The organism is Rubrobacter tropicus, from assembly GCF_011492945.1.
Taxonomy (GTDB): domain Bacteria; phylum Actinomycetota; class Rubrobacteria; order Rubrobacterales; family Rubrobacteraceae; genus Rubrobacter_D; species Rubrobacter_D tropicus.
In genome coordinates, this window is the sequence record NZ_CP045119.1 from 1,838,580 (window position 1) to 1,861,598 (window position 23,019).

A 23,019-nucleotide genomic window follows, 5' to 3' on the forward strand; every position below is an offset into this window, starting at 1 on the left:
GCACTCGGCTAACATAACGCGGGTGCGAACCTCCCCCGACAACAGCCGGCGCAAGGTATGAGGGGCTTCTACCAGCTCGGCGCCTTCGTCTACCGCTTCAGGTGGGGGGTGCTCGCGTTGTGGGGGGCCATCCTCATCTTCAGCGCCATCTTCGCCCCGGACCTCTCCGGGCGTCTCAAGGGCGGCGGCTTCGAGGGCTCGAACTCCGAGGCAGAGCGCGTTCAGAACGTCATGTCCGAGGAGTTCGGGGTCTCCCCGGCGGCCCTGACGGTGGTCTTCACGGGAAACGGCCTCGATGCGAGGGGCGAGCAGTTCCAGGACGCCCAGGACCGGGCGCTCGAAGAAGTCGGCGAGATGGACGAGGTCCGCTACGTCGCCTCCTACGCGAACTCCAAGGACGGGCGCTTCATCTCGAAGGACGGGGAGAAGTCCTACGCCATAGTCGCGTTTAGCGTCTCCATCGACCAGGCCCGCAACGTCGTCGCCGAGGTCAGGGAGAAGGTGCGCTCCGAGGAGTTGAACACCTACGTTACCGGCGCCCCGGCCGTCTACCAGGATCTGGAGGCCGCGAGCAACGAGGACGTACAGCGGGCCGAGAAGTACGCCTTCCCGTTCGCCGTGGTCATCCTGGTCTTCGCCTTCGGGACGCTGGTCGCGGCCGGGGTGCCCGTGGTCATCGGGGGGGCGAGCGTGCTTACCTCGCTGGCGATCATCTACTTCTTCGCCGGCGCTTACGACATGTCCGTCTTCGTCCTGACGCTCTCCACTATGCTAGGCCTCGGGCTCGGAATAGATTACGCGCTCTTTTTCGTCAGCCGCTTCAGGGAGGAGTTGGAGGACTACTCGACGGCCGAGGCGGTGCCGAGGACGGTCGCGACGGCCGGGCGCTCGATCTTTTTCTCCGGGACGGCCGTCCTCGTCGGGCTCTCGGGCCTTCTGTTCTTCCCTTTCATGTTCATGCGTTCCATCGGGTTCGCCGGCGTGATAGTCGTCTTCGTCTCCGTGGTCGCCGCGCTGACGTTCCTACCGGCCCTCCTCGGCGTCATCGGCCCGCGGGTGAACCGGCTTGGCATCCGGCGCCGGGGCGGGGCCACCGGCGCGGGTTTCTGGAGCCGGAGCGCCGAGGTAGTCATGCGGCGCCCGCTCGTCGTGATCCTGCTGGTCGCGGGCATCCTCGCCGCCCTGCTTTTCCCCGTCGGCCACATGAAGGTCGGCATCCCGGAGGCGACGGTCCTCCCGAGAAGTACGAGTCGCGCGCCGGGGACGACCTGCTGAAACAGAATTTCGAGTACGCCGCCCTCAACCCGATGGAGGTGGTCGCCAACCTCGGGAAGACCCCTTGAGCCCCGAAGGACTCGCGGACGTGCGGGAGCTGGGCGAAAAGATAGGGAACGCGGAGGGTGTCGCGCGCGTCGAGAGCGTCTACACGGTGGGGAGGGCGCCGCCCGCGACTACGCCGCGCGGGTTGCCGACGCCCGCGAAGAGGCCGAGAAGGAGGCCGGGGGGCGCGTAGACGGGCTGGTGCAGGAGCAGATCCGGGAGCAGATCGACAAGAACACCGATGAGGCCGTCCGGCAGCAGCTCTCGGAAGTGGAGGCGACCTACGGCACGGTCCCGGCGGGTACGGAGGAGCAGGTCCGGGCCGAGGTCGAACCGCGGGTCGCCACCGAGGTCCGCGCGGCCGAGGGTGAGATCCGGGCCGAGGTCGAGGACCGCGTCTTCGCGGAGGTGGACCGCCGCGTCCCCGAACTGCCGGAAGGCGTCTCCGCGAACGGCGAGGCCACCCCCGAGGGCGTGTCGAACTTCCTGAAGCTCCCCGCCGCCCGCGAATCCGAGGAGTTGAACGACGCCGTCGACTCCTACGTGGCCGGGGACCGGTCGCTACTGCGGGCCGTGACGGAGGAGAACCCCTACACCCAGCGGGCTTACGGCGCGGTGGACGCGGTCCGGGCGGTCGAGGCGCCCGAGGGGACCAGCTTTATCGTCGGCGGGCTGTCGGCCGGGCAGAAGGACTTCATATCCAGCCTGTACCAGAAGGCGCCGCTGGCCGCGGCGTTCGTTATCGGGGTGACGTACCTGATACTGCTCGTGACCTTCCGCTCGGTCCTCTTGCCGTTGAAGGCCGTGATCGTGAACATCCTGAGCCTCTCCGCGAGCTACGGGGCCGTCGTCTTCGTCTTCCAGGACGGCAACCTGTCGGGCCTCTTGAACTTCACGCCCCTGGGCTTCGTGGACGCGACGCTCCCGATCCTGATGTTCTGCACCATCTTCGGGGTCTCGATGGACTACGAGGTCTTCCTGCTCTCCCGCATCCGCGAAGCCTACGAGAACGGCGACTCGAACACCGCCAGCGTCTCCAAGGGCCTCGTCGCAACCGCCGGCATCATCACTTCGGCGGCCGCGATCATCATAGTCGTCACCGGCGCCTTCGCCTTTACCGGCATCATCCTCACGAAAGCTGTGGGCCTCGGCCTTGCCGTGGCGGTCTTCGTCGACGCCACGATCATCCGGGTCCTGCTCGTCCCCGCCACCATGCGCGTCCTGGGCGACTGGAACTGGTGGCCCGGGGGACGAAAGGCGACTTTCCGGACGGACGGCAAGGCCTAGAAGTAGCGAGAGATCAAAGCGGTTTGCGGGGATACCGGGCTCGTGGTGGATAGGCTTTGAGGTTCTGAGGCTTCGAGGTTTTTGGGGTTGTCTTGCTGGGCCCGGTGTCGACTTCCCACCCCTCAAAACCTCACTGCCTTGAAACCTCGAAACCTTTAGAGGCTTATAAGATCAATTCTTGATCTCGTAATGGCGCGGGTCTAGACTGTGGGGGATGCTGGATCTCGAACGCATACTCAGGGACAGGGGCTACCGGCTCACGAACCAGCGTCGCGTAATCGTGCGCGAGCTCGAAGACGAGCGCCACCTCTCCGCGGAAGAGCTCTACGACCGGGTCAAAGGCGAGCATCCGGAGCTCGGGCTATCGACGGTCTACCGGACGCTCGATCTACTGACGGAACTCGGGGTCGTGCGCAAGGAGGATTTCGGGGAGGGGTACTCGCGGTACGAGCTCTCCACGGAGCGGGTGCATCACCATGCCCGGTGCGACGGGTGCGGGTCCGTCATAGAGTTCAACGAGGAACTCATGGAGTACCTGGCGTTGCAGGTAGAGCGCGAGACCGGGTTCGTGACGGACTGGCACGAGATCACGCTCCACGGCCGCTGCGCCGCCTGCTCTGCTTAACACAAGCATGGGGATTTTCTATTCTGGTCTTGCGCCCGCGCGGTTACGTGCTTAGAGTGTAGGGGTTTTTGGGGGCGCACCAGATGTAGGGTGTCCCGGTCGTATGAGGGGGATAGAGTGAAGCGAGTAGCGTCGATAGCCGCGGCCCTGGCGCTGGCCTGCACGGCGGTAGCAATGTTTACCGGGTCCCTGCTCGCGCAGGCGGAAGGGACCGTCTACGACGCCTGCTCGCGGGACAAGCAGGAAGTCCGGGCTGCCGCGCTGCCCGAGGTTCTGGACGAAGAAAAATGTCCGGTGGCCGGGCGCGTGATCGTGGACGGAGACATCGGGGCTGTGGTTCCCGAGCCGGGCATGGCCGTCATCGCCGAGGCCGAGTCTTCCGACGGGCATCAGTACCTGTCCGTAAGCAACCCCCGTGGGGGCAAGCTACTTATCGATGGCGCGGGCCGGGAGCCTCGACCGGAAGCTGCTTCCGGGATCTCGGCGCGGGCCTCGGGGCCGGGAGAGTGCCGGGACTCTTTCTACTCATCCAGGGATGCCAAGGTCTACAACTACAACCGCTGGTACGTGAACGGGCGCAGTATTCCCTCGTACCTCTCGAAGTTCCGCGCCGTGTCGGCGATGAAGCAGGGCGCGGCGAACGTCACCAGGGTGCGGGATGCCTGCGGTTTCGGGGACGGTGTCAGGGGGCGCATGATCTACGAGGGCGCCACCAGGAGTTCGGTGAACATAACGAGCAACCTCAACTGCACATCCAACGACTACAGGAGCGAGGTCGGCTTCGGGGACCTGCCCTCGAGCTACACGGCCTTCCATTGCGCCTGGGTCTGGCCCAAGAGCGGCGCCCCGGACAGGGTCGCCCACACCGACATACGCCTGAACAAATTCGATTACAGGTGGACCGCCAGGGTCACGAGCTCTTGCAGGGGGCGCCAAGACATCGAGTCATCGATGACCCACGAGCGAGGGCACACCTTTGGGCTTGGCGAGGCGCCGGAGGGATCGCACGGCAACCTGACCATGAGCAACCTCACGAACGGGCCGTGCCAGACCTCGGAGCGATCCCTCGGCAAGGGCGACGCAATGGGCCTGAACAGAAAGTATTGAGCCAGGGGCAGCTCAGGGCGTTAAACGCGGAACCGCAACCCGTCCTCCGCCACGAGTACCTCTCCGTCGAAACCTCGCTTTACCGCCCCGGGCAAGCGGCCGTCGTCCACGGCGGGATAGAGGTGCGTGAGAACGAGGCGCTGCACGCCGGCCTCGCTCGCCATCCGCGCCGCCCCGCCCGGCGTCAGGTGTCCTCGCACGGGGGCGTCGTCTGGGAAAGAGCATTCGATCAGGAGCGTGTGCGCATCTCGGGCGAGATCCACCACGGACGGCGAGTACTCGGTGTCGCCTGTGTAGACGAACGCGCCGTTCTCGCCGTCGAGCCTGTAGGCTATGCTCTCGGGACGGTGGGCGGCCGGGGTCCAGGTGAGACCGTAGCGGTCGATCTCTATGGGTGAGTCGCATGTGTGCGCCACCTCCCTCGTCAGGATAGGGTAGTCACCCGTCATCCACTCGCCCCAGACGTTCAGGATGGAGGACCAGAAGTTCTCGAACGGTTCGGGGCCGGTGACGTGGAGTGGGCGGGTGCGGGGCTCTTCGGTACCGTAGTTCATGGCGAAGAGCAGGTTGACGGCGTCGAGGGTATGGTCCGGGTGGAAGTGCGTGAAGAAGATCCTGTCGACGGCGAAAGGGTCCACGCCGGCGGCGACCATGCCGGTGACGGCGCCCGCCCCGAGGTCGAAGACGAGCGTCTCTCCGCCGGCCTCGACCACGACGCAGCTCTGCCGGCGCTCCGGCCGGGGCGCGACCGTCCCCGAACCTACTACCGTGATCTCCAAGATCTCCTCCGATCTACCCGCCGGTTTTGGCCCGATCCGTACCCCCGAAAGCCCAGGCCAGGCCCGCGGCCCCGAGCAAGGCGCCCCCGAGGACGTCGGAGGGCCAGTGGGTCCCGAGGTAGACGCGGGCGAGGGCGGAGCCCGCGAGGATCACCACCAGGCCGAGCCGAACGAGCGGGTTGGGCCAGAGGAGGTAGACCGCACCGAGAAGGAGAACCGCCCGCAACACGTGGCCGCTCGGATAGGGATACGGAGTGACGAAATCGACGAGCGACGGGTCCGGCACGCGCCCGACGTCTTGCGGCACGGGGGCCTGCGGCAGCACGAACTTAAGGAGTAGTTCCACGACCGTGGTCACGACTAACGCTACCAGGAGCCGCCGTCCCAAACGACCTCGGCCACGCAGGTAGAGCCCACCGGCCAGGACAATCAGCGCCGCAACGGAGACCTCGGCCCTCCCCGGCACGGACAAAACGCTCCCCGCATCATCCAGAGACGCAGACGAACGCGACTGGGCGAGCCTGAGAAGGCCGGAGTCCACGCCCTCCAAATGCCCGGCGCCGGCCGCGGCCGAGAGCGCCGCAAAAGCGGCGGCCCACGCCAGAAAGATACCGTGTCCTCTACCGCTCACGCGCCGAAGGCTAACAGAGTCGCCCCGAACGGGCGCGAAAAAGGCCGGGCCCCGAAAGGCCCGGCCGACGAAAGCTCCGTAGAAGTGATTCTAGGCCACGGCGTCGCGGAGGACGCGGCCGTACTCGCCCGCTTTCAGGATTCGCTCGGCCTCGCGCTGGAGCTGGCGGACGCGCTCGCGCGAGATGTCCAGCTCCTCGCCGAGTTCTGCGAGCGTGGCGGGCTCGCGGTCGTCGAGGCCGTAGCGCCTGACGAGCACGTGGCGCGCCCTCTCGGGGAGGTGGTCGATCGCCTCCTTGAGGTGGGCCGTCTCCATCTCCCGCATCACCGTGTCGGGCGTGTCGGAGACCTTCTCGTCCTCTATAAAGTCGCCCAGCTGGGAGGCCGTGTCTTCGCTTGAGACGGGCTGGTTGAGGCTCGTTGCGTCCGGCATCGCCCGCATCGTGAGGCGCACCTCGTCCAGGTCCCATTCGAGGTGGTTGGCCACCTCCTCGCGGGTCGGCTCGCGTTCCAGGAGCAGGGAGAGCTCGGCGATGGCGCGGCTTACCTTCCGGATCTTCTCCGTCATGTGTACCGGTACCCTTATGGTGCGCCCCTTGTCCGCGACGGCCCTTTGCACGGCCTGGCGGATCCACCACGTCGCGTAGGTCGAGAACCTGAAGCCCCTGTCCGGGTCGAACTTCTCGACGGCCTTCATCAGGCCGATGTTGCCCTCCTGGATCAGATCCTCGAAAGGCAGCCCGTAGCCCCTGTACTTCTTGGCGACGCTCACCACGAGCCTCAGGTTCTTCTCGATGAGCCTCTGGCGGGCCCGCGCGTCGCCGGCCTTCGCCCTCTTGGAGAGGTCGATCTCCTCCTTGTGGGAGAGCAGGTGCCCCTGCCCGATGTGCGCCAGGTACTTCGCGAGGAGCTCCGGCGTCTCCTGCTCCCGCTCCGGCTTCTGTCCCTCTGTCCGCTTGTTGGCCTCCGGCTTCAAAATGCCCTCCTCACGAAACGCGCGGCCCACCCGAGATCGATTTTAGTAACTAATCCTAATCTACCGGGCGCCGCCAGTTTCTAAACCCCTCTAATTTCGGACCCGACGGGTACTTTTTTGTCCGACAACCTTTATACGGACGTCGGGACGAAAAGGTTGCGTCGGCGGCCTCCGGCTACCGCGGGAGAGATAGGGCACGGGTATACTGTCTGTCATGAGGACACCACCGCAGATAGTCGCCCACATCCGCCAGGACCTGCCCAGTATCTTGAAGAGTTGGAAGGAGGAACGCAAAGGGTTCGGCGAAGACGAGCCGTCCAGGCGCCTGGTCGCCGGGATGGAGGAGTTGCTCTCCGTCTTCGCCGGGTTCTTGGAGAGCCCGCAAGGCGTGGAGGGCTTCAGCAGGGGGGGTGAGATCCGCTCCCTCGTGGCCAGGATCGCCGACGACCAGCACGCCCTCGGCCGCGACGCCGTCGGTGTCATAGAGGACTTCGCCGTGCTCCGGCGGTGCGTCTGGCGCTCCGTCGAGGAGGGCGTGGACCTCTCGGACGGCTCGGGAAGCGAGGTGGCGGCGTTCTTCGTCAAGCTTTTGCAGGCCTCCGACTGGGTTACCGAGAAGGGCCTTGAGGCTTTCGAAGAGATAGCTATGCGCGACATGGAGCGGGCGCTCGGGCGGGCCGAGGCGACCGACCTCGTCACGGGCCTGCCCGACAGGGAGCAGTTCAACCGCCTGCTGCTGCCGGCCGCCGTTAGGGAGCACGAGAGGTTCGCCGTGCTCGCCTTCGACGTGGTCGATTTCACCGAGACCGTCGCGGAGGGAGACCTGGGCCGGGCGCGCGGCATCCTGCACCTGCTCGCAGAGACGGTCGAGCAGGCGACGCCGGAGACGGCCGTCTGCGCCCGCTTCGGGGACGACGAGGTCTGCGCGATCCTGCCGGGCAGCACCAGCGAGGACGCCTACAAGATCGCGAAGCTCGTCTCCCAGCGCCTCTCGGAGGACCCGGACGGCTTCGAGGTCGACGCCGGCGTGGCCGAGTACCCGGTCCACGGCTCCGACGCCTCGGAGCTTATGGCGGAGACCCTGAAGGCGCTCAGCACGGCCAAGCGAGTCGGCGGCGGCGGCATCGTCGTCGCCCGGTAGGTGGGGGGAGAGACGTGATAGCGATCATGAACAGCCTGCCCGTGGTCGAGGGCGCCGCCGACGCGGTCGTGGAAAGGTTCGCCGGCAGCAGGGGGCACGTGCAAAACTTCCCCGGCTTCGTCTCGATGGAAGTCCTCAAGTCTGCCGAGGAGGACGAAGTGCTCGTGGTGACGCGCTGGCGGGACCGGGAGGCTTTCGACGCGTGGGTCGGTAGCGAAGAGTTCGCCAAGGCCCACTCGCGGGGTGGAACGCAGGGGTTACTGCGGGGGCACCCGAAGATGTCGTCTTACGAGGTGGCCGTGCAGCGTGGGGCCGCGGGCTAGGAGGTCGGCAGGGACAGGGCCAAGGCGGGGGACGACTCTCGCTCCGCGCCCGGTTCGTACTCGCCCTTGCCGAGGACGGCGAACGTGAAGGCGAAGAGGAAGATCAGAAGCAAAATCAAGATTCCGAACGTTAGCCGCTCGCGCACCCGGTCTCCTCTCTCAGTTACCCGTCCGGGGCATTCTAACCGAATCGCGGCGGCCCGTCCCGCGTTCGCCGGCACGTCCAAGTAGGGTACAATGTATCAATGTGTAGCAGGCTCGATCCCGGGGCGCCGGGGGAGCGGGGACGCTGTGACGGACGCTATCGGGGGGCTTTAGATGGACGTGGATCCTTCCCTGTCGGAATACACCAAGCTGCAGGAGGAGGAGTGTCGCTCGCTCCTGCGCCTGATGGAAGAGATGGGCATAGCCACGGCCGATCGGACCTACAGGCCCGGTGACGCCGTCTACCGCGAGGGCGAGTACGGCGACGCTCTGTACGTGCTCGTCTCCGGCATCGTGAAGCTCTTCCGCCCGTACTCCGGGACCAAAGAGGCGACGCTCCGGCTGTTGAGATCGTGGGACATCTTCGGGCACCTCGCCTTCGCCGGCGAGGCCCGCCAGCGCGCCTACGCCGAGGCCGTAACCGAGTGCAGGGTCACCAAGATCCCGAAGGTCTTCGTGGAGCGGGCCGTCCGGCAGGAGCCGCGGGTGGCGTTCAAGATCATGACCCTCCTCGAGCTGCGCCTCGTCCAGTACGAAGAACTGGTCAAGTGCCTGCTCCCCCGCGAGACGGAGGTCCGGCTCGCCAACCTGCTTCCCATCCTGGCCCAGAAGTTCGGCGAGCGCAACAACGGCGTCGTCACCATAGACCTCCGCCTCACCCACCAGGACCTGGCCGCGATGGTCGCCTCGACCCGCGAGTCCGTCACCAAAGTCCTGAACGACATGCGAAACCGCGACCTCATAGTCGTCGACTCGGGACGCATCACGCTCAAGGACTCGCGCGCCCTCGCGAAACTGAGCGGACCGTAGAAGAGCTAGTCAGCATGTCAGCTTCTTTCGGCCTGTGGCCTAACCGGGCAGCGTGCCTAGACAGCCGGCTGACAAGCTGAGAGCCGTCGAAGACGGCGTGCTGACATGCTGACTAGCTGAAATGCTGACATGCTTCTGCAATAGTATGCCGGCTACGTTCGTCGGAGCTAAGGATTAGAGTCTTGCTGGAGCTTTTTCAGGCGGTACTTCTCGGCGTCGTGCAGGGGCTAACAGAGTTTCTGCCCGTGTCGAGCTCGGGGCATCTGTTGTTGGGGCAATATTTCCTGGGGTTGGACCAGGAGCGCTTCGGGCTATCTTTCGACGTAGCGCTTCACATGGGGACGCTCCTCGCCGTCGTCTCGTACTTCTGGCGTGACCTGTTGCGGATGGCCTTCGCGTTCTTCCGCTCGTTCTCTCACCGGGACCTCAGTAACGACGCCGACCAGAGGATGGCCTACCTCATCATCGCCGCGACGGTGCCGGCGGCCGGGATCGGGTACTTTCTGGAGCCGTTCTTCGAGGGGCCGGTCGTCCGCTCGCCGTGGGTCGTCGTCTTCAACTTCGTGCTGATCGGTACCCTGTTTATCGTCGGGGAGGCTGTCGGGTCCCGGACGCGGCGGGCGTCGAAGCTCGGGTTCGGCGAGGCTGTGGGCATCGGGTTCGCGCAGGCGGCGGCGCTGGTGCCCGGGGTTTCGCGGTCGGGGGGGACCATAACGCTCGGTCTGTTTCTGGGGCTCAGGCGGGAGGAGGCAGCCCGGTTCTCGTTTCTGATGAGCGTGCCGATCATCGCGGGGGCCGGCGGGTTGCAGGTGGGGGAGGTGATCTCACGCGGCATGAGCTTCTCCCAGATGCTACTTTTCGTGGTCGGCTTCGTTACCTCGGCTGCTGTCGGGTACGTGACGATCCGGTTCCTGCTCAACTACCTGACGCGGCACAGCCTGCGGGCCTTCGCGTTCTACCGCTTCGCGGTCGCCGGCATCGTGACGATCCTGCTCCTGATCGGCCTCGGAGGCTTTTGACAAACGCCTCGCCGCTCTGGTAGTTTGAACCCATCATGCAACTTTTTCTTTCAGTAGCGCGGCGATTTACCGGGGAGGGGCGCGCCCGCTCCTGACGCGCGGTTCCGCCCCTCCAGACCACCAGAGCCGGGCTCACCAACACCCACGAATGGAGGACGCGGTCGCCGTGGTTCCATCTGAACCTTTACGAGAAGAGATAGACGGGCAAGTGGAAGTAGCGGGCCGGAAGGGGGCCATTGACGAGGCCGAGATGGCCGAGTTGCGGGCAGGCATAGACGCGGTGGACGCCGAGATCGTGCGCCTGCTCGACCGGAGGGCGTCGTTCGCGCGCAGGATCGGGGAGTTCAAGCAACAGAGGGGGATGGCCGTCTACGCGCCGGCGAGGGAGCGGGTGGTCCTGGACAGGGTCACCGCCCTCGGCGAGGGCGCGTTCCCCAAGCGGGGCCTCGAGGCCGTCTTTCGCGAGATCATCTCGAGCTCCGTCTCCCTGGAGACGAGCCTGAAGGTCGCGTACCTCGGCCCGGAGGCCACGTTCACGCACGAGGCGGCCCTCAGGTCCTTCGGGACCAGCATCGAGCTCCAGCCCCAGACCACCGTCGCCGAGGTCTTCGCCAGGGTCGAGAGGGGGGAGGCCGAACACGGCGTCGTCCCCGTCGAGAACTCGATGGAAGGCGCCGTAACCCACACCCTCGACGAGCTTATGAACAGCCCGCTCAAGGTCTGCGGCGAGGTCTACCTGCCCGTCTCCCAGAACCTCATCTCAGCCGAGGAATCCCCGGACAAGGTAAGTCTCGTCTGCTCGCACCCGATGGCCCTCGCCCAGGCCGCGTCCTGGCTGCGGCGCGAGTTGCCCGGCGCGCGCCTGGAAGAGGTCGAGTCGACCGCCGAGGCCGCCCGCCGGGCGTCGGTGCAGCCGGGGGTGGCGGCCGTCGGGAGCGCGCTCGCGGCCGAGGCCCACGGCCTGAAGGTGCTGGCGCGCAACATCCAGGAGGCCAGGACCAACACCACGCGGTTCATAGTTCTCGGGCGCTCGTGGGCCGCCCGGACCGGGAAGGACAAGACCAGCGTGGTCTTCTCCGTCAAGGACAGGCCCGGCGTGCTCAAGGAGGCGCTCTCCGCGTTCGCGTCGGAGGGGATCAACCTCACCCGCATCGAGAGCCGCCCGAGCCGCAAGCGGGCCTGGACCTACGTCTTTTTCGCGGACTTCAAGGGGCATCCGGACGAGGAGAAGGTCAGGCGCGCGCTCGAAGGGCTGGAAGAGCATTGCCCTTACGTGAGCCTGATCGGGGCCTACCCGGAGGTCCCGCCCGAGGCCTCCTGAGCGTCTGATGGACTTCAAGGAAGCCGCAAGGGTGGTGCTCGGGGAAGTCGGGCACCCCTTGCACTACGGGGACATCACGGAGATCGCGTACCATAAGGTAGTGGTCTCCTTCTCTGCCACGTTGCGAATGGAGCGCAAGCCCGTGGTCAGTTGGGAGATGGCGGAATAGGGGCGGGGTAGCGCCGCGAACCTGTGGAGTGCCGCAAGACGGCCCCGCCCGAGACGGAATTATACAGTTTGCGGCTGGGTCGAAGAGCCTTTCTACGGACGGGTCGGAGGATGTGCCATGAACCACGAAGACAGAAGGCGGATAGCGCAAGAAGAGGTTTATAGGGAAAGGGTGAGGGCAGAGTACCGCGTCGCTCGGACGAGAGAAGGTCTAGCCTCGGCGGGTCGGGGGCTCTTGGGACTCTTCAACCTGGGCGTGCTCCTCTTCGCGGCGGGCGTGTGGATTGTCTGGTCCGTCATCCTGTTCGTGGTTTTAGTCTTGACGCTCGTGGACGGCAGCGGGGCCGCCGCTATCTACGGCCTCCTGTTCCTCTTAGTCTTCTTCGGTCCGCTGTTCTGGCTGTACGTGAAGTACCTCGGGATCAAGCGCGAGCGCGAAAAGAGGGAAGAGAAGCAGAGGAGAGAGCGGGAAGCGCGGGAATCTCGTTGGAAACAACAGGACGAAGCAATGGTGGAGGAGGAGCCATGGGAGGGGTTCGCGAGGGCTGAGAACGATAAGTACGCGACTATGGCGAGGGAATGGGAGAGGCGCTGGGGTGTTCTTACCAAAGATCTTCCCGAAGAGGAGGCGCAAAAGCTCCACAAGGAGTTCCTGACCGACAACCCTGGCCGCACCGACGAGGAGAGGTGGGAGCATATAGACGGCCTCTTCAACGAGAGGTCCGTCACCTGATCCTGGCCGATCTGCGGGCGCGACGTCGGTTTTGGGACCGTCGGAAATGGAGTAGACGTTGAGCAGGGAGCGACGGATAGGGCGGGACCTCAAGAGCGGAACGCTCTACGGAGTCACCGTCAACAATGGGACTGGTGTCTCCAGGACGTTCAACGCCTTCCGGCGCGAGGAGAACTCGATGTTCTACCTGCACGACAGGACTTGGGAGGCGACCGGCACCGTGGAGTTCCGACTCACGCTCGACGCGGATATCATGCTGGGGGCCATGAGAGAGGTCGCACCTTTAGAAGAATGGGGAGAGCTGCACGAGTAGCAACCGCCGTCGCGAGATATCTGTCAAGAGAACCAAGAGTCGCGGCCTTGGTCCAGGTTTCGCTCAAGCTCCGAGAAGACCTCCGACAGCGTGGTCCCGAGGGCTCGCGCCAGCTTGTCCGCTGTGACTATAGAAGGCGTCCTCTCGGCCCTCTCTATTGCCCCTATGTAGTTGCGGTGGAGGCCGCATAACTCGGCCAACCCTTCCTGGGACAGGTCTTTCTCCAGACGAAGTTTGCGTACCAACGTTCCGAACTCCCGCGTTAGGTCCTCCCCTGCCATAGACACGAAAGTACGGACGCGGCATAATAGAGGTCTACACACTATTGATGGGATCGAAGGTCAGCAAACGGTGAACTGGGGAAGTCGTGGCGTCGTAGAAGGTGTTGTGGAGGCAGGGGATGCTTGGCCGGAGTGCGTCTAGATGCGTGCCAGGACCGGTTTAAGAGGGAGGTAGAATGACTGAGGAGATAGGAGCTGGGCAACCACGGTTTTGCGGGCGCTGCGGGGCTCCAAGAAGTCAGAGAGACATCTTCTGTACCTCTTGCGGGGAGCAGCTCGATTACGCCAACACGAGAGAGGAAGGTTCGGCGTCTGCTGTTGGTAGGCGTGCGTCCTCGGGCGGCGGTGCCGAAAAGGGTAGCGCAGTCAAGGAGGCACAGGCCAAACAATCCAACGCCGGTTTCGACTGGACGCCGGTGGGTCGGGAACTCAAGAACGTGGGATCGGATCTGCTTCGGGAGACCGATTTTATGTTGGGCAACATCGTCGTAGTTTGCGTCTATTTTCTCTCGGGATTCGTCGCTTTCGGGTCCCTCTTCGGCTGGGTGGTGGCGGGCGCACTCGGGGAGTTCTTCTGGTACCTGCCGGTTTCGTTTCTGCTCTCCGCCACGGTGTTCGCGGTTTGCTTCGTCTATTTGAGGAGCAAGGTAGGGTCGCGCAGGTGGAAGAGCGGCTTCTACAAAGGCTGGTTCGGCCAAAGGGACTAGACGTCGGTTCGGGCAACCGACGCCTGCGGGAGCCGTGACCTCATCCAGGCAACCCGGACAAACGTACACTATCCTGTGGCAGCGCGTGGGAGGAGGATGGGTGTCCGAGGAGTATGGGCGGCAGCGCTACTGCCGCGATTGCGGGGCGGAGCTTAGGTCTGGCATGTCTTTTTGTGTTTCGTGCGGGACCCCTGTGTCTTCCGTCACCGGGGGGTCAGGTCCATCGTCATCCGGCTCGGATGGACCGGGACGGTTGGGCTCGTTCCTCGATGATCTGCGGAGCAGCTTCCGGCAGAGCGCGGACGGTCTCGGTGAGACCTTCTCGGGTTTCGGTACGGACGGCATTCGGCGGTTCCCGAGGAAGGTTTTGGGATGGTTCAAGGACCTTCCCGTGGTGCCCAAGTTGGTACTCGTCGGTCTGGTGGTGCTGGTCCTCCTGGTCTTCCTCAGTCCGGTAGCCATGATCGTCGCCGGGCTTCTATTTGGTGTGAGCATCATCGCCCTCATCATCCGAGTGGCCCAGAAAGGGTCCATCAAGAACTGGGGAATGGTTGCGATCGGGTCTGTGGTCCTCATGTTCACGTTCGGGCTCATGTCGGATGCTCTGTACGGGATCAGGTTCATGGGCTCTTCTGGTCCGATTGGATCATCGGGAGGATCTGATCGGTCTGGGGGGGCGACGGACGTAGCGTATGACGTGGTTTCGGAGGAGGTTAACACGGACGGAAACCCGAGCTACTACGTCGTCAGTTCCGCCAACGACCTCGAATCGTTGAACGTCGTTGCCCAGGAGATTCAGCGGGAGTTACTGCAAACCAACCAAGGATCTGTCACGTTCTTCGACAACCGGGCTGCGGCGGAATCTGTCGACTTGGAAGCCATGGTCGGTTTGGCATTCCTCTTCCTGGACGAGATGCAGGTAAGATCTCATTACGCAGATGGCACCGTGCCTCTGTCCTCCGAAGAGGTCGAGCAGGTGGTGGACGCGATGGCGGGCAACGGCTACGTCCAGACGAGTGTGGAAGGCGGCGACTCCCTGCCGGTGATGCCTGACTTCATGTACGAGCCTGTCGATTCGTCCAGTGCCACGTCGTCTTCGAGCGCCTCGTCTACCGCCTCGCCCTCGGTGTCCGACGATAACCGGGTTAGCTTCACGGGTGAGGTATTCGGCTACCCAGAGACGTTCAACTACGACGGTCTCTCCGTCACCGGCCAGGTCGTCGATTGGAACGGGAACCACGTAATGATCCTACTGGACCCGTGGCAGGGGAACCGCGTCCATTTGGGATTCCCAGGACAGCAAATAACCGTACACGGCGAGTACCGGGGAACCGTCACCACTTCCAGCGGCGGTACCTACGAAGCCGTGATGGCCGACGATGTGGAGACTGCGGAGTAGCAGAGGGAGTTGGCGGCAGACTAAGGAGTCGCTTCGTGCCGGGAAGGACGCATAAGGGTACGCTAAGTATTGCGGCCCTGATAGGGGGAACGCGGCGATGAACCGAGACAACCGTACCGCTTACTGCGGGCAGTGCGGCAACGCCGTCGAGCCGGGAGACAGGTTCTGCGGGACGTGCGGGGCTGCGGTAGCCACGGGCGCTTCGGACGATACACAAGTGATTCCGAGGTCGGTCGCGGCGGCCCAGGGTGTCGCCCACACGAACAGGCGCGGGAGACGGCGGTGGGTCAACATGGCGGCGGTCTCGCTCATCCTGTTGCTAGGAATCGGAGCCATCACCGCCCTGGCTATAGGAGGCGGGCCAGAATTCTTGGGCATGTCCGATCAACAACCAGCAGATGACCGTGAAGTCGATCTTCCCAAAGGCGACAAAAGCGTCGCCGGCCAGAGAGCTGTCTCGGCGGATTCGCCTCCCGACCCTGCTTTCGAGCACCTCCTTCCTTCTATCGAAGGAACGACGGACGCTCCCGTAATGCTGTCCGCCGAGCTTCCAGACGACATGGACCTGCCTGCCATCGACGGCTATTACAGCGGCGACGGGTACGGGATCGTCTTCCCGTATGGGCCCTCCGAGACCACCACCATGGCGAGCAATGCTGACACCCTGGGCACTCTGACCGTCTACCCCGAAGACGAAGACGTGGCGAACGAATACTTCGACGCCGAGAGGATCGATGAGGTCGCCCTGCCGGATGGCACGAAGGCCACCTTGAGATACATGGTGCCAGCGGGGAGGGCTGGGTCCCAGGGACCGTTCTGGGAGGGCAAGTTCGACAAGGCCGGCTTCACCTACAACCTCAAGGTGGTGAAACCGAACGAAGTCGGAGAGGAAGAGGTCAGGCAGGCCCTCTCGACGATGGTGTTGGTGCCGGAGGCGGGCGGGCAGGAACCCTCCTGGATGTCGGACGGAGAGATCTCGTCGCTTGAGGAGTTCGGACGCGAGTACGACGAGGCCGTCAGGCGCGAAGATTGGGAAGAGACCTACGAGATGCTGGACGGGTCCTCCCAGGAGGAGTTTACGGAAGACGAGTGGGCAGAGGGTCAGCAGGCCCTGGCAGACGAGAGTGGCGTTCCTGCCTCTCTGGAGTCGGTCAGTGTCACGCAAGAGGAGGAGGCGACGGACGTTCCCGTCGACGTCAACCTCGCCTACGAGGACGGCTCCCAGGAGACCATTCTGGCGGGCATACCCCTGGTCATGGAGGACCCCGCCGATTCGGGAGGGCCGAGGCGCTACCTGACGGAGGAGGAGATCTCAGAGCTGGATGGTCTCTTAACGTCTTCGGAACCGACCACGTTCAGCAGCCCGGAGCCCACCACCCAAGAACCCACGGACTTCGGCGTCAGTCCCGGAGGGGAGGACGAGGTGCGAGAGGCGGTGGAACAATACTACTACGCGGTCGATTACGAGTCGTGGGACACCACCTACTACAACCTCGACGCGGAATCGAAGGCGCTGTTCACGGAAGAGGAGTGGATAGCGAAGAACCGTTGGTACGCCGAGATCGAGGGCTTAGAACTCGACTCCATGAGCGTGGACGTGACGATGGACGGGGAGGAGCGGGCCGAGGTCACGGTCGACAGGACCTTCGCTGATGGCACGTCGATCACAAGGGACACCGTCTTCGTTTGGGAGGGCTACTGGAGGCACCACCTCACCGAGGAGGAAAAGGAGATCTTCATGCCCGGCGTTCCCTACGAGGAGTTCGTCGAAGCCCAGTAACGAAACGGCCCTCCGATCCAGGCGCGTTGGTAGAACAGACGCCGGCCTTTACCTCTGGCTACATAACCGCCACGAACCTCCTCGTGCCCCGAATCCTGCGATAAGGACCGTACCTCTCTATGACTGCGCACATCCTCTCCGCGCCCGGCGGATTGGAGGAATGCACGGATATGGCTTCCGAGGGCCAAAGGCCGTGCTCTGCCATCCACAGGACGAGGCGGTGCCCCTCCTGCGTCCCCTCCCCGAGGTCGTGGTCGAGCGAGGCTTCGGCGACCCGGCCGTTCTCGATAAGGGAGACGGCCTCCTCCACCGTTTTGACCCACGTCCAACCGTCGGGCACGGGACGCAGGTCGTCGAGCCACAGCCTCACCGGAGACTCCGCCGCGTTCTGATTCCTCGTTTCCATACTTCGATCATACGACACCCGTACAGAAACGGACCAACCTGTTCCTGGACCCACTACGAATACGAATCGGGTGCTTTCCGAACCACGCTCTCCAATAAATACGATATGTAGTATAGAATGAGGCAGGGACTTGCGCGGTGGGCGTACCAGGAGTGTTTCCGGTTGGTAGAAAGAGTTCGCGACACGGTGGTCGTCGGGTCGGGTCCTGCGGGCTACACGGCCGCCCTGTACGCCTCGCGGGCGAGGCTCGATACCCTCGTTTTTCAGGGGTTCGAGTCGGGCGGTCAGATGATGCTCGCCTCCGAGGTCGAGAACTATCCCGGCTTCGGCAGCGGCGTCATGGGTCCCGATCTGATGGACGAATTCGAGGAGCAGGCGGCCCGGTTCGGCGCCGAGATGCGCCCCGAGAACGTCGAGAGGGTGGATCTTCGCGAGCGCCCCTTCAGGTTGTGGTCGGAGGGTGAAGAAGAGCCCGTGCTCGCCCGCAGCGTCGTCGTGGCGACGGGCGCGAAGCCCAAGCGCCTCGGCGTCGATGGGGAACTCCGGTTCTTCGGCAAGGGCGTCAGCGGGTGCGCGACGTGCGACGCGTTCTTCTTCAGGGGCAAGAAGGTGGCCGTCGTCGGCGGGGGCGATACTGCGATGGAGGAGGCCCTTCACCTTGCCCGGTACGCCTCGGAGGTCCTGATCGTCCACCGGGGTGAGGCGTTGAGGGCGTCCAGGATCATGCTGGAGAGGGCGAAGGAGAATCCGAGGATCGGGTTCGTCGCGGGCGCGGTGGAGGAGATAGTCGGAGACGGGTCCGTCAAAGGCGTCTGGTTACGGACGCCGGGAGGCCCGGAGCGGTTCCTGCGGGTGGACGGGCTGTTCGTTGCCGTAGGACAGAGACCGGCGAGCGACCTTTTCCGGGGCCAGGTCGAGATCGACGAGGACGGTTACGTCGTGCTGAAGAGGCAAACGATGACGAGCGTGCCCGGCGTGTTCGCCGCCGGGGAGGTCGCCGACAAGAGCTACAGGCAGGTTGCCACGGCCGTCGGATCGGGTTGCATGGCGGCCATAGACGCCCAGAGGTGGCTCGAAGCTGACATCCGTTCCCTTTAGCGGACTCAGAAATGGTCCTTTTGAGTGATACAGAAGGCTCAGGCGACTTCCTAAGATGGTTCGTGGAAGTGCTGTGAGGTCGCCTGTGACGAAGCGGGAAAGGGTAGTAGTGGAAAACAAAGAAGCAGCTATGGCGCTTCAAGAGGGCTACAAGGCTATGGTGGACACCGCCAAGCATCTGACTACCCTTTGCACCGCTTCGATAGTGATACTGGCAACGTACTTGAAGGACGTGTTCGGCGGAGCGGATCAGGTGCAGGTGTGGGAATCCCTGCTGCCCGCCGTTTTTCTCGGTTTCGTAGTGTCGTTGCTGCTCGCGGCGATCGTCGCCTACTTCGTGCCGCTCCGATTGATTACGCCCGCCTACAGAAGGTCGCGTGAGGCAATCGATGCATCCGCCGCGAAGGAGTCGACCGATGCGCCCGGCAAAGCACTTTACCGCCTCCAAGGGTTGGAGGACGCCCTGAGCATCTCGGTGTTCTGGTGCTACCGTCTGTCCCTTGTCGCTTTCCTGGTTGGCATCGGCCTTCTCGCTTTCTTCGCGTACGAGAACCTGGCCTAGCCGCGATAGTGCGGCGGCCCCTTCGTCGATTAGCTAACCCGCAGACCCGCCTTCACCGAACTGTCGCACGATTCCGAGCGCCATCCGTTTCTCGCGGTCGGGTAGCCGCGAAACGTCCCTGGCTACGTCCCGAACCGTCTCGTCTCCCAAAGCCTCCAACAGCTCGGCGTCCAGGGACGGCGGCCCCTTGCGCCCGACCAGGTACGAGGGATCGACGCCGAACGCGTCGGCAAGTGCCACTACCTGCCCAACGGTCGGGTCGGCGATCCTGCCCGTCCTGATTCCCTCTATGTCTTCCTTCGAGAGGTCACCGGCGCTCGCGCGGGCCACCTCGGAGTCAGTGTAGGGCTTCCCCGTACTCGGGCTCCTCATGGTCGCGAAAAGGTGACGGACGCGTTCGGTCACCGTGCCGGCCTCCTCCAACCGTTCGGGACGCGCCCCGTTTCCTTCCTCGAACCACTGCTCCGGCGGGAAGTTCATGGCCTTTGCTATGGCCTTGAGCTTCTCGTAGCCCGGACTCTCTATCCTGCCCTTCCGCAGGTTCGTCACGTAGGAACGGGTTACGACGCCCCCGGTCGCCCTCGCCAGCTTCTCACCGGTCCATTCGCCGCCGTCCGGGTGGCGGCGCGTCTCCAATAGCCGCTCGAATCTCTGTGCTATGTGTATCCTTCGCCTCCAGTTTCGGATTGTTGTCGTTGAATCCACAATACGATACGCTGAATTGTTGTATTCGTGCAACGTAAGCGGCAGTATGGACAATGCCGGACCAGGACATTTCGGGGTACGGGGCCTTCCCTGCCTTCTGCGTGGCGACAGAAGGGGCGTTGGTATCGCGGGCAATCGCGGGTACTTAAAAGGCTGCGTGGCTTAGGTAACGGGAAAACACGGAATCGGCAGTCTTGGGCCTATCGCGGTTGCTTTTCGGGCTATCGCACCTATAGAAATCACTCAACTGCTTGGTGACAAGCCTTTCCGTGCCTCCTTCCTCGGCGTGCCATACGCTCTCGACCCACTTCGTCTCCGGGCCTCTTGGGGCGGAGACTTGTCGGGGGACGTGCTCCGGGGCGTTCGTAATTGAACGATCGGCATGCGCGAAGCGGGGCATGGTCGCCGCTTCGTGCTCGCCTATCTCGGCCTTCCTCGTCGCGGCTGTCGGGTAGAATGGAAAGACAGGAGGGCTCGGTAAGCCTGGAGGGAGGAGACCGGGAAGCATGAAGGACGGGGCAGGACCTTTTCGCGTTCTCGTCGCCGACGACCATCCGCTGTTCAGGAGGGCTTTCGGTGCCATGATCTCTGCAGAGGAAGGTTTGGAGGCCGTGGGTGAGGCCGAAGACGGGCTGGAAGCCGTCGAGTTGTGCCGTGAACTGCGCCCGGACCTTATCCTGATGGACCTCTCGATGCCGAGGATGGGCGGCCTTGAGGCCACGCGCGAGATAAAGGGAAGCTTTCCTGAGACCGTCGTACTGATCGTGACCGCAGACGACTCCGAGGACCTCATGCTGGAGGCGATACGGGCCGGGGCCGCAGGGTACGTCCTCAAGATCGAGAGGCCCGAGCGCCTGGTTTCGGCCGCCCGTGCGGCGCTCGCCGGGGAGTCGCCCATCGACGCTGGCCTCGCCGGACGGCTGGTGCGTCGCATCGCGGCAGAGGGCGAGGAGGGCATGAACGGGCGACCCGAACTCGCCTTCGCAACACCGACCGTGCCGCTCACCCCGCGCGAGATAGAGGTGCTCGGGCTGGTGGTTACGGGAAAGACCAACCGCCTGATAGCCGGAGAACTGCACATGAGCCTCTCCACGGTGAAGAGGCACCTCGAACGGGTCGTCAAGAAGCTGGGCGTCTCCGACCGCACGCAGGCCGCCGTTAGGGCCATGGAGTTGGGACTGATTTCGGGGTAGCCGGCCAGCAAGACCCGTCAAAATCCTTTGTACATGTGACCAACCTCGTGGTGAGCCACATGGCTCACCTCATGAGCCCCAAGAACGGACCACCCGGCCAATGTTCTCCTAGCCACTAATGACAGATAATCCTCCCAGGCGGAGCACCGCTAAAGGCGGGGCGGCCTCTTGCCCGCGAGGGCAGGATCACCGTCCCACCGCCTCAGGGTACGGGCTCCAACTACGACGGGGGTACTCGAAGGAGAAACAGCCGGCTTGAGCCTGGCAGAAAGGCGTGCTTGGGATGGGGTTCAGGAAAGCGCAGCGAATAACGATTGGGCTCGGGACAGGGATAGTCGCGGCGGTTCTGTGGAGTGGTATGGCTTTCGCCTATCCAATGGATCTCGACCCCTCCTTCGACGGGGACGGGAGGGTCAGCACAGACTTCGCACCCGTCAACGACCTCAAGGACGAGTTCGCCAGGGACGTCGCCGTCCAGCCCGACCGTAAGGTCGTCGTCGCGGGGGAGGCCCAGGGTAACAATCAGATGGACGTAGGCCTTGCCCGCTACAATCCAGACGGCTCCCTCGACGGCTCGTTCGGGACCGGGGGTAGGACGACCGCAGACCTCACAGGCGTCAGCGAACAGGTGAGCGCCCTTATCCTCCAGCCCGACGGAAAGATTATCGTTGTCGGTTACGCTTCGGGCGGTAACAGTCAAGATTTCTTGCTGTCTCGCTTCGGGGCCGACGGCTCTCTCGATGCCTCCTTCGGCACCGACGGCACGGTGAGGACCGACCTCTTCTCAAACAACGACTACGCTTACGATGTCGCCCTTCAGACCGACGGAAAGATCGTGGTCTCGGGACAGAGCAGCGGAGACTTTGCTCTGTCCCGTTACAATAACGATGGGTCTCTCGATGTCTCTTTTGACGGCGACGGCACGCTAGTCACCGACTTCGGTGACTACTCCGAGGGGGCTGCGGGTGTCGCGCTTCAGACGGACGGTAAGATTGTGGCGGTGGGCACGACGGGCTACAACGCCTTCGCCTTGGCCCGCTACAACCCCGACGGGTCTTCGGACGGTTCCTTCGACGGTGACGGCAAGCTCATCAGCAAGATTAGTTCCTCGACCGACGAAGCATACGACGTCGCCGTAGACGCCTCCGACAGGATAGTCGTGGCGGGGAGCGTCAACTACAACGCCGCCCTTGTCCGCTACGATCCCGACGGCACCTTCGACGATACTTTCGGTCAGACCGGCAAGGCCATAAACACGGATGAGGATCGGTACGAGGAATTGGCGATCCAGCCAGACGGCAAGATCGTCGCGCGGAGATATTCGTATCGCTGGGGCGTTGTAAGGCATGAGTCCGACGGGAGCCGCGATGCCTCGCTCGACATAGACTACGGTTGGGGAGGTAGGGTCTATCCTGACGCCTACGGTATGGCCCTGCAGCCCGACGGCAAGATTTTGCTCGCCGGCGGGGTGGAGGACGCCAATGGCTTCAGTGACTTCGCGGTTTCGCGCCACCTGGGAGGTTCCGACGACGCGGCCCCGCAGACGACCATAACGCGCAAGACGGCGGCGGCGACCACCGATACCTATGCGGATTTCCGATCTGCTTCCAGCGAAACGCGCTCCACGTTCGAGTGCCGACTTGACAGTGCTGCCACGTTCACGCGCTGTTACGGAGGGCGTGAATACTATTCGCGCCTTGCCGAAGGCACCCACACCTTTGAGGTGAGGGCCACCGACGCGGCGGGCAACACCGATCCTACCCCCGCGAAGTGGACCTGGAAGGTCGACCGCACCAAGCCAACCGGACGCGTCGTGATAAACGGCGGGAAGGCCTCGACCGCGAGCCAGAGGGTCTTCCTGAAGCTCACCGCTTCTGACCCCTCTCCGGCCTCCGGTGCCTACCAGGTGCGCGTGAAGAACGAGAACTCGTACTACTACGGTGCCTGGCAATCCCTTACCCCGAGCAAGGCGTGGACCCTTAGTCCGCGTGCGGGCACCAAGACGGTCTCCGTGCAGTTCAGGGACCGCGCCGGGAACGTCTCGACGACCGCGCTCGACAGGATCGCTTACAGACCATAAGACGATTCGGCAACAACTCCCGTCTCAACAACGAACCAGAAGGGAAGGTAGC

Annotated in this window: 27 protein-coding genes and 1 pseudogene; 21 read left to right on the forward strand and 7 right to left on the reverse strand. The window is 63.9% G+C overall.

What is annotated here, in order from left to right; genetic code table 11:
- Positions 1-57 precede the first annotated feature (57 nt).
- The 5 genes from GBA63_RS09090 (at position 58) to GBA63_RS09110 (ending at position 4,339) form a co-directional block, all read left to right on the forward strand.
- Positions 58-1,275: an MMPL family transporter gene (locus GBA63_RS09090; RefSeq protein ID WP_166175424.1), complete on the forward strand. Its 1,218-nt coding sequence runs from the start codon at positions 58-60 to the stop codon at positions 1,273-1,275.
- Between the two features lie 64 nt (positions 1,276-1,339).
- Positions 1,340-1,513 carry a hypothetical protein gene (locus GBA63_RS09095; RefSeq protein WP_166175425.1) on the forward strand — a complete coding sequence of 58 codons (174 nt, stop codon included), beginning with the start codon at positions 1,340-1,342 and terminating at the stop codon, positions 1,511-1,513.
- An 8-nt stretch (positions 1,514-1,521) separates the two neighbouring features.
- Entirely contained in the window at positions 1,522-2,607 is a 1,086-nt protein-coding gene (locus GBA63_RS09100; protein WP_166175427.1) for an MMPL family transporter, read from the forward strand.
- A gap of 214 nt (positions 2,608-2,821) precedes the next feature.
- On the forward strand, positions 2,822-3,232 hold the full coding sequence (locus GBA63_RS09105; RefSeq protein WP_166175429.1) for a Fur family transcriptional regulator: 411 nt from the start codon (positions 2,822-2,824) through the stop codon (positions 3,230-3,232).
- A gap of 117 nt (positions 3,233-3,349) precedes the next feature.
- Positions 3,350-4,339 (forward strand): hypothetical protein, encoded by a 990-nt coding sequence (locus GBA63_RS09110; RefSeq protein WP_166175431.1) that lies wholly within the window; start codon positions 3,350-3,352, stop codon positions 4,337-4,339.
- 20 nt (positions 4,340-4,359) lie between these two features.
- Here GBA63_RS09110 and GBA63_RS09115 read toward each other — a convergent pair whose 3' ends face one another.
- The 3 genes from GBA63_RS09115 to GBA63_RS09125 form a co-directional block, all read right to left on the reverse strand.
- The gene (locus tag GBA63_RS09115) at positions 4,360-5,118 is read right to left on the reverse strand and encodes an MBL fold metallo-hydrolase (protein ID WP_166175433.1); all 759 of its coding nucleotides are present in this window, start codon (positions 5,116-5,118) and stop codon (positions 4,360-4,362) included.
- A 13-nt stretch (positions 5,119-5,131) separates the two neighbouring features.
- Positions 5,132-5,749: a phosphatase PAP2 family protein gene (locus GBA63_RS09120; protein WP_166175435.1), complete on the reverse strand. Its 618-nt coding sequence runs from the start codon at positions 5,747-5,749 to the stop codon at positions 5,132-5,134.
- Positions 5,750-5,839: 90 nt separating this feature from the next.
- Complete coding sequence (locus GBA63_RS09125; protein WP_166175437.1) at positions 5,840-6,724, reverse strand: sigma-70 family RNA polymerase sigma factor; 885 nt, start codon at positions 6,722-6,724, stop codon at positions 5,840-5,842.
- 214 nt (positions 6,725-6,938) lie between these two features.
- On the opposite strand from GBA63_RS09125, the gene GBA63_RS09130 reads away from it, so the two are divergent.
- Positions 6,939-7,865 carry a GGDEF domain-containing protein gene (locus tag GBA63_RS09130; protein WP_166175439.1) on the forward strand — a complete coding sequence of 309 codons (927 nt, stop codon included), beginning with the start codon at positions 6,939-6,941 and terminating at the stop codon, positions 7,863-7,865.
- Between the two features lie 14 nt (positions 7,866-7,879).
- On the forward strand, positions 7,880-8,188 hold the full coding sequence (locus tag GBA63_RS09135; protein WP_166175441.1) for an antibiotic biosynthesis monooxygenase family protein: 309 nt from the start codon (positions 7,880-7,882) through the stop codon (positions 8,186-8,188).
- Here GBA63_RS09135 and GBA63_RS09140 read toward each other — a convergent pair.
- A complete protein-coding gene (locus GBA63_RS09140) occupies positions 8,185-8,334 on the reverse strand; it encodes a hypothetical protein (protein ID WP_166175443.1) in 150 nt (49 codons plus the stop codon). The two genes, GBA63_RS09135 and GBA63_RS09140, sit on opposite strands and share 4 nt — an antisense overlap.
- Positions 8,335-8,506: 172 nt before the next feature.
- On the opposite strand from GBA63_RS09140, the gene GBA63_RS09145 reads away from it, so the two are divergent.
- The 6 genes from GBA63_RS09145 to GBA63_RS09170 all read left to right on the forward strand — a co-directional run bounded on the left by GBA63_RS09145 (position 8,507) and on the right by GBA63_RS09170 (position 12,756).
- Positions 8,507-9,202, forward strand: coding sequence for a Crp/Fnr family transcriptional regulator (locus GBA63_RS09145; protein ID WP_166175445.1), 696 nt, complete (start codon positions 8,507-8,509; stop codon positions 9,200-9,202).
- Positions 9,203-9,384: 182 nt separating this feature from the next.
- Complete coding sequence (gene uppP / locus GBA63_RS09150; protein WP_166175447.1) at positions 9,385-10,221, forward strand: undecaprenyl-diphosphatase UppP; 837 nt, start codon at positions 9,385-9,387, stop codon at positions 10,219-10,221.
- 208 nt (positions 10,222-10,429) lie between these two features.
- Positions 10,430-11,542, forward strand: coding sequence for a prephenate dehydratase (gene pheA / locus GBA63_RS09155; protein ID WP_228282387.1), 1,113 nt, complete (start codon positions 10,430-10,432; stop codon positions 11,540-11,542).
- Between the two features lie 7 nt (positions 11,543-11,549).
- Positions 11,550-11,711 (forward strand): hypothetical protein, encoded by a 162-nt coding sequence (locus tag GBA63_RS09160; RefSeq protein ID WP_166175449.1) that lies wholly within the window; start codon positions 11,550-11,552, stop codon positions 11,709-11,711.
- A gap of 117 nt (positions 11,712-11,828) precedes the next feature.
- On the forward strand, positions 11,829-12,443 hold the full coding sequence (locus GBA63_RS09165) for a hypothetical protein (protein WP_166175451.1): 615 nt from the start codon (positions 11,829-11,831) through the stop codon (positions 12,441-12,443).
- A 58-nt stretch (positions 12,444-12,501) separates the two neighbouring features.
- A complete protein-coding gene (locus GBA63_RS09170; RefSeq protein WP_166175453.1) occupies positions 12,502-12,756 on the forward strand; it encodes a hypothetical protein in 255 nt (84 codons plus the stop codon).
- A 23-nt stretch (positions 12,757-12,779) separates the two neighbouring features.
- On the opposite strand, the gene GBA63_RS09175 is transcribed toward GBA63_RS09170, so the two are convergent.
- The gene (locus GBA63_RS09175) at positions 12,780-13,001 is read right to left on the reverse strand and encodes a helix-turn-helix transcriptional regulator (protein WP_266096299.1); all 222 of its coding nucleotides are present in this window, start codon (positions 12,999-13,001) and stop codon (positions 12,780-12,782) included.
- A 212-nt stretch (positions 13,002-13,213) separates the two neighbouring features.
- Here GBA63_RS09175 and GBA63_RS09180 point away from each other — a divergent pair, with 212 nt between their 5' ends.
- From GBA63_RS09180 to GBA63_RS09190, 4 genes and pseudogenes are all read left to right on the forward strand, one after another.
- Complete coding sequence (locus GBA63_RS09180; protein WP_166175457.1) at positions 13,214-13,744, forward strand: zinc ribbon domain-containing protein; 531 nt, start codon at positions 13,214-13,216, stop codon at positions 13,742-13,744.
- A gap of 100 nt (positions 13,745-13,844) precedes the next feature.
- Positions 13,845-13,934 (forward strand): annotated as a pseudogene (locus GBA63_RS24320) (zinc-ribbon domain-containing protein); the annotation flags it as partial.
- Positions 13,935-13,997: 63 nt separating this feature from the next.
- On the forward strand, positions 13,998-15,143 hold the full coding sequence (locus tag GBA63_RS09185; protein WP_166175459.1) for a hypothetical protein: 1,146 nt from the start codon (positions 13,998-14,000) through the stop codon (positions 15,141-15,143).
- A 97-nt stretch (positions 15,144-15,240) separates the two neighbouring features.
- On the forward strand, positions 15,241-16,923 hold the full coding sequence (locus tag GBA63_RS09190) for a zinc ribbon domain-containing protein (RefSeq protein ID WP_166175461.1): 1,683 nt from the start codon (positions 15,241-15,243) through the stop codon (positions 16,921-16,923).
- 58 nt (positions 16,924-16,981) lie between these two features.
- Here GBA63_RS09190 and GBA63_RS09195 read toward each other — a convergent pair whose 3' ends face one another.
- Entirely contained in the window at positions 16,982-17,329 is a 348-nt protein-coding gene (locus GBA63_RS09195) for a cyclic-phosphate processing receiver domain-containing protein (protein WP_166175463.1), read from the reverse strand.
- 162 nt (positions 17,330-17,491) lie between these two features.
- Here GBA63_RS09195 and trxB point away from each other — a divergent pair, with 162 nt between their 5' ends.
- Positions 17,492-18,427 carry a thioredoxin-disulfide reductase gene (trxB, locus tag GBA63_RS09200; RefSeq protein ID WP_228282388.1) on the forward strand — a complete coding sequence of 312 codons (936 nt, stop codon included), beginning with the start codon at positions 17,492-17,494 and terminating at the stop codon, positions 18,425-18,427.
- A gap of 109 nt (positions 18,428-18,536) precedes the next feature.
- The gene (locus GBA63_RS09205; protein WP_166175467.1) at positions 18,537-18,989 is read left to right on the forward strand and encodes a hypothetical protein; all 453 of its coding nucleotides are present in this window, start codon (positions 18,537-18,539) and stop codon (positions 18,987-18,989) included.
- Between the two features lie 33 nt (positions 18,990-19,022).
- Here the strand turns inward: GBA63_RS09205 and GBA63_RS09210 are convergent, their stop codons facing one another.
- Positions 19,023-19,625, reverse strand: a complete 603-nt coding sequence (locus GBA63_RS09210) for a helix-turn-helix domain-containing protein (protein WP_166175469.1) — start codon at positions 19,623-19,625, stop codon at positions 19,023-19,025.
- A gap of 575 nt (positions 19,626-20,200) precedes the next feature.
- On the opposite strand from GBA63_RS09210, the gene GBA63_RS09215 reads away from it, so the two are divergent.
- The gene (locus GBA63_RS09215) at positions 20,201-20,887 is read left to right on the forward strand and encodes a response regulator (protein WP_166175471.1); all 687 of its coding nucleotides are present in this window, start codon (positions 20,201-20,203) and stop codon (positions 20,885-20,887) included.
- Between the two features lie 283 nt (positions 20,888-21,170).
- Entirely contained in the window at positions 21,171-22,967 is a 1,797-nt protein-coding gene (locus GBA63_RS09220; RefSeq protein WP_228282514.1) for a hypothetical protein, read from the forward strand.
- Positions 22,968-23,019 lie beyond the last annotated feature (52 nt).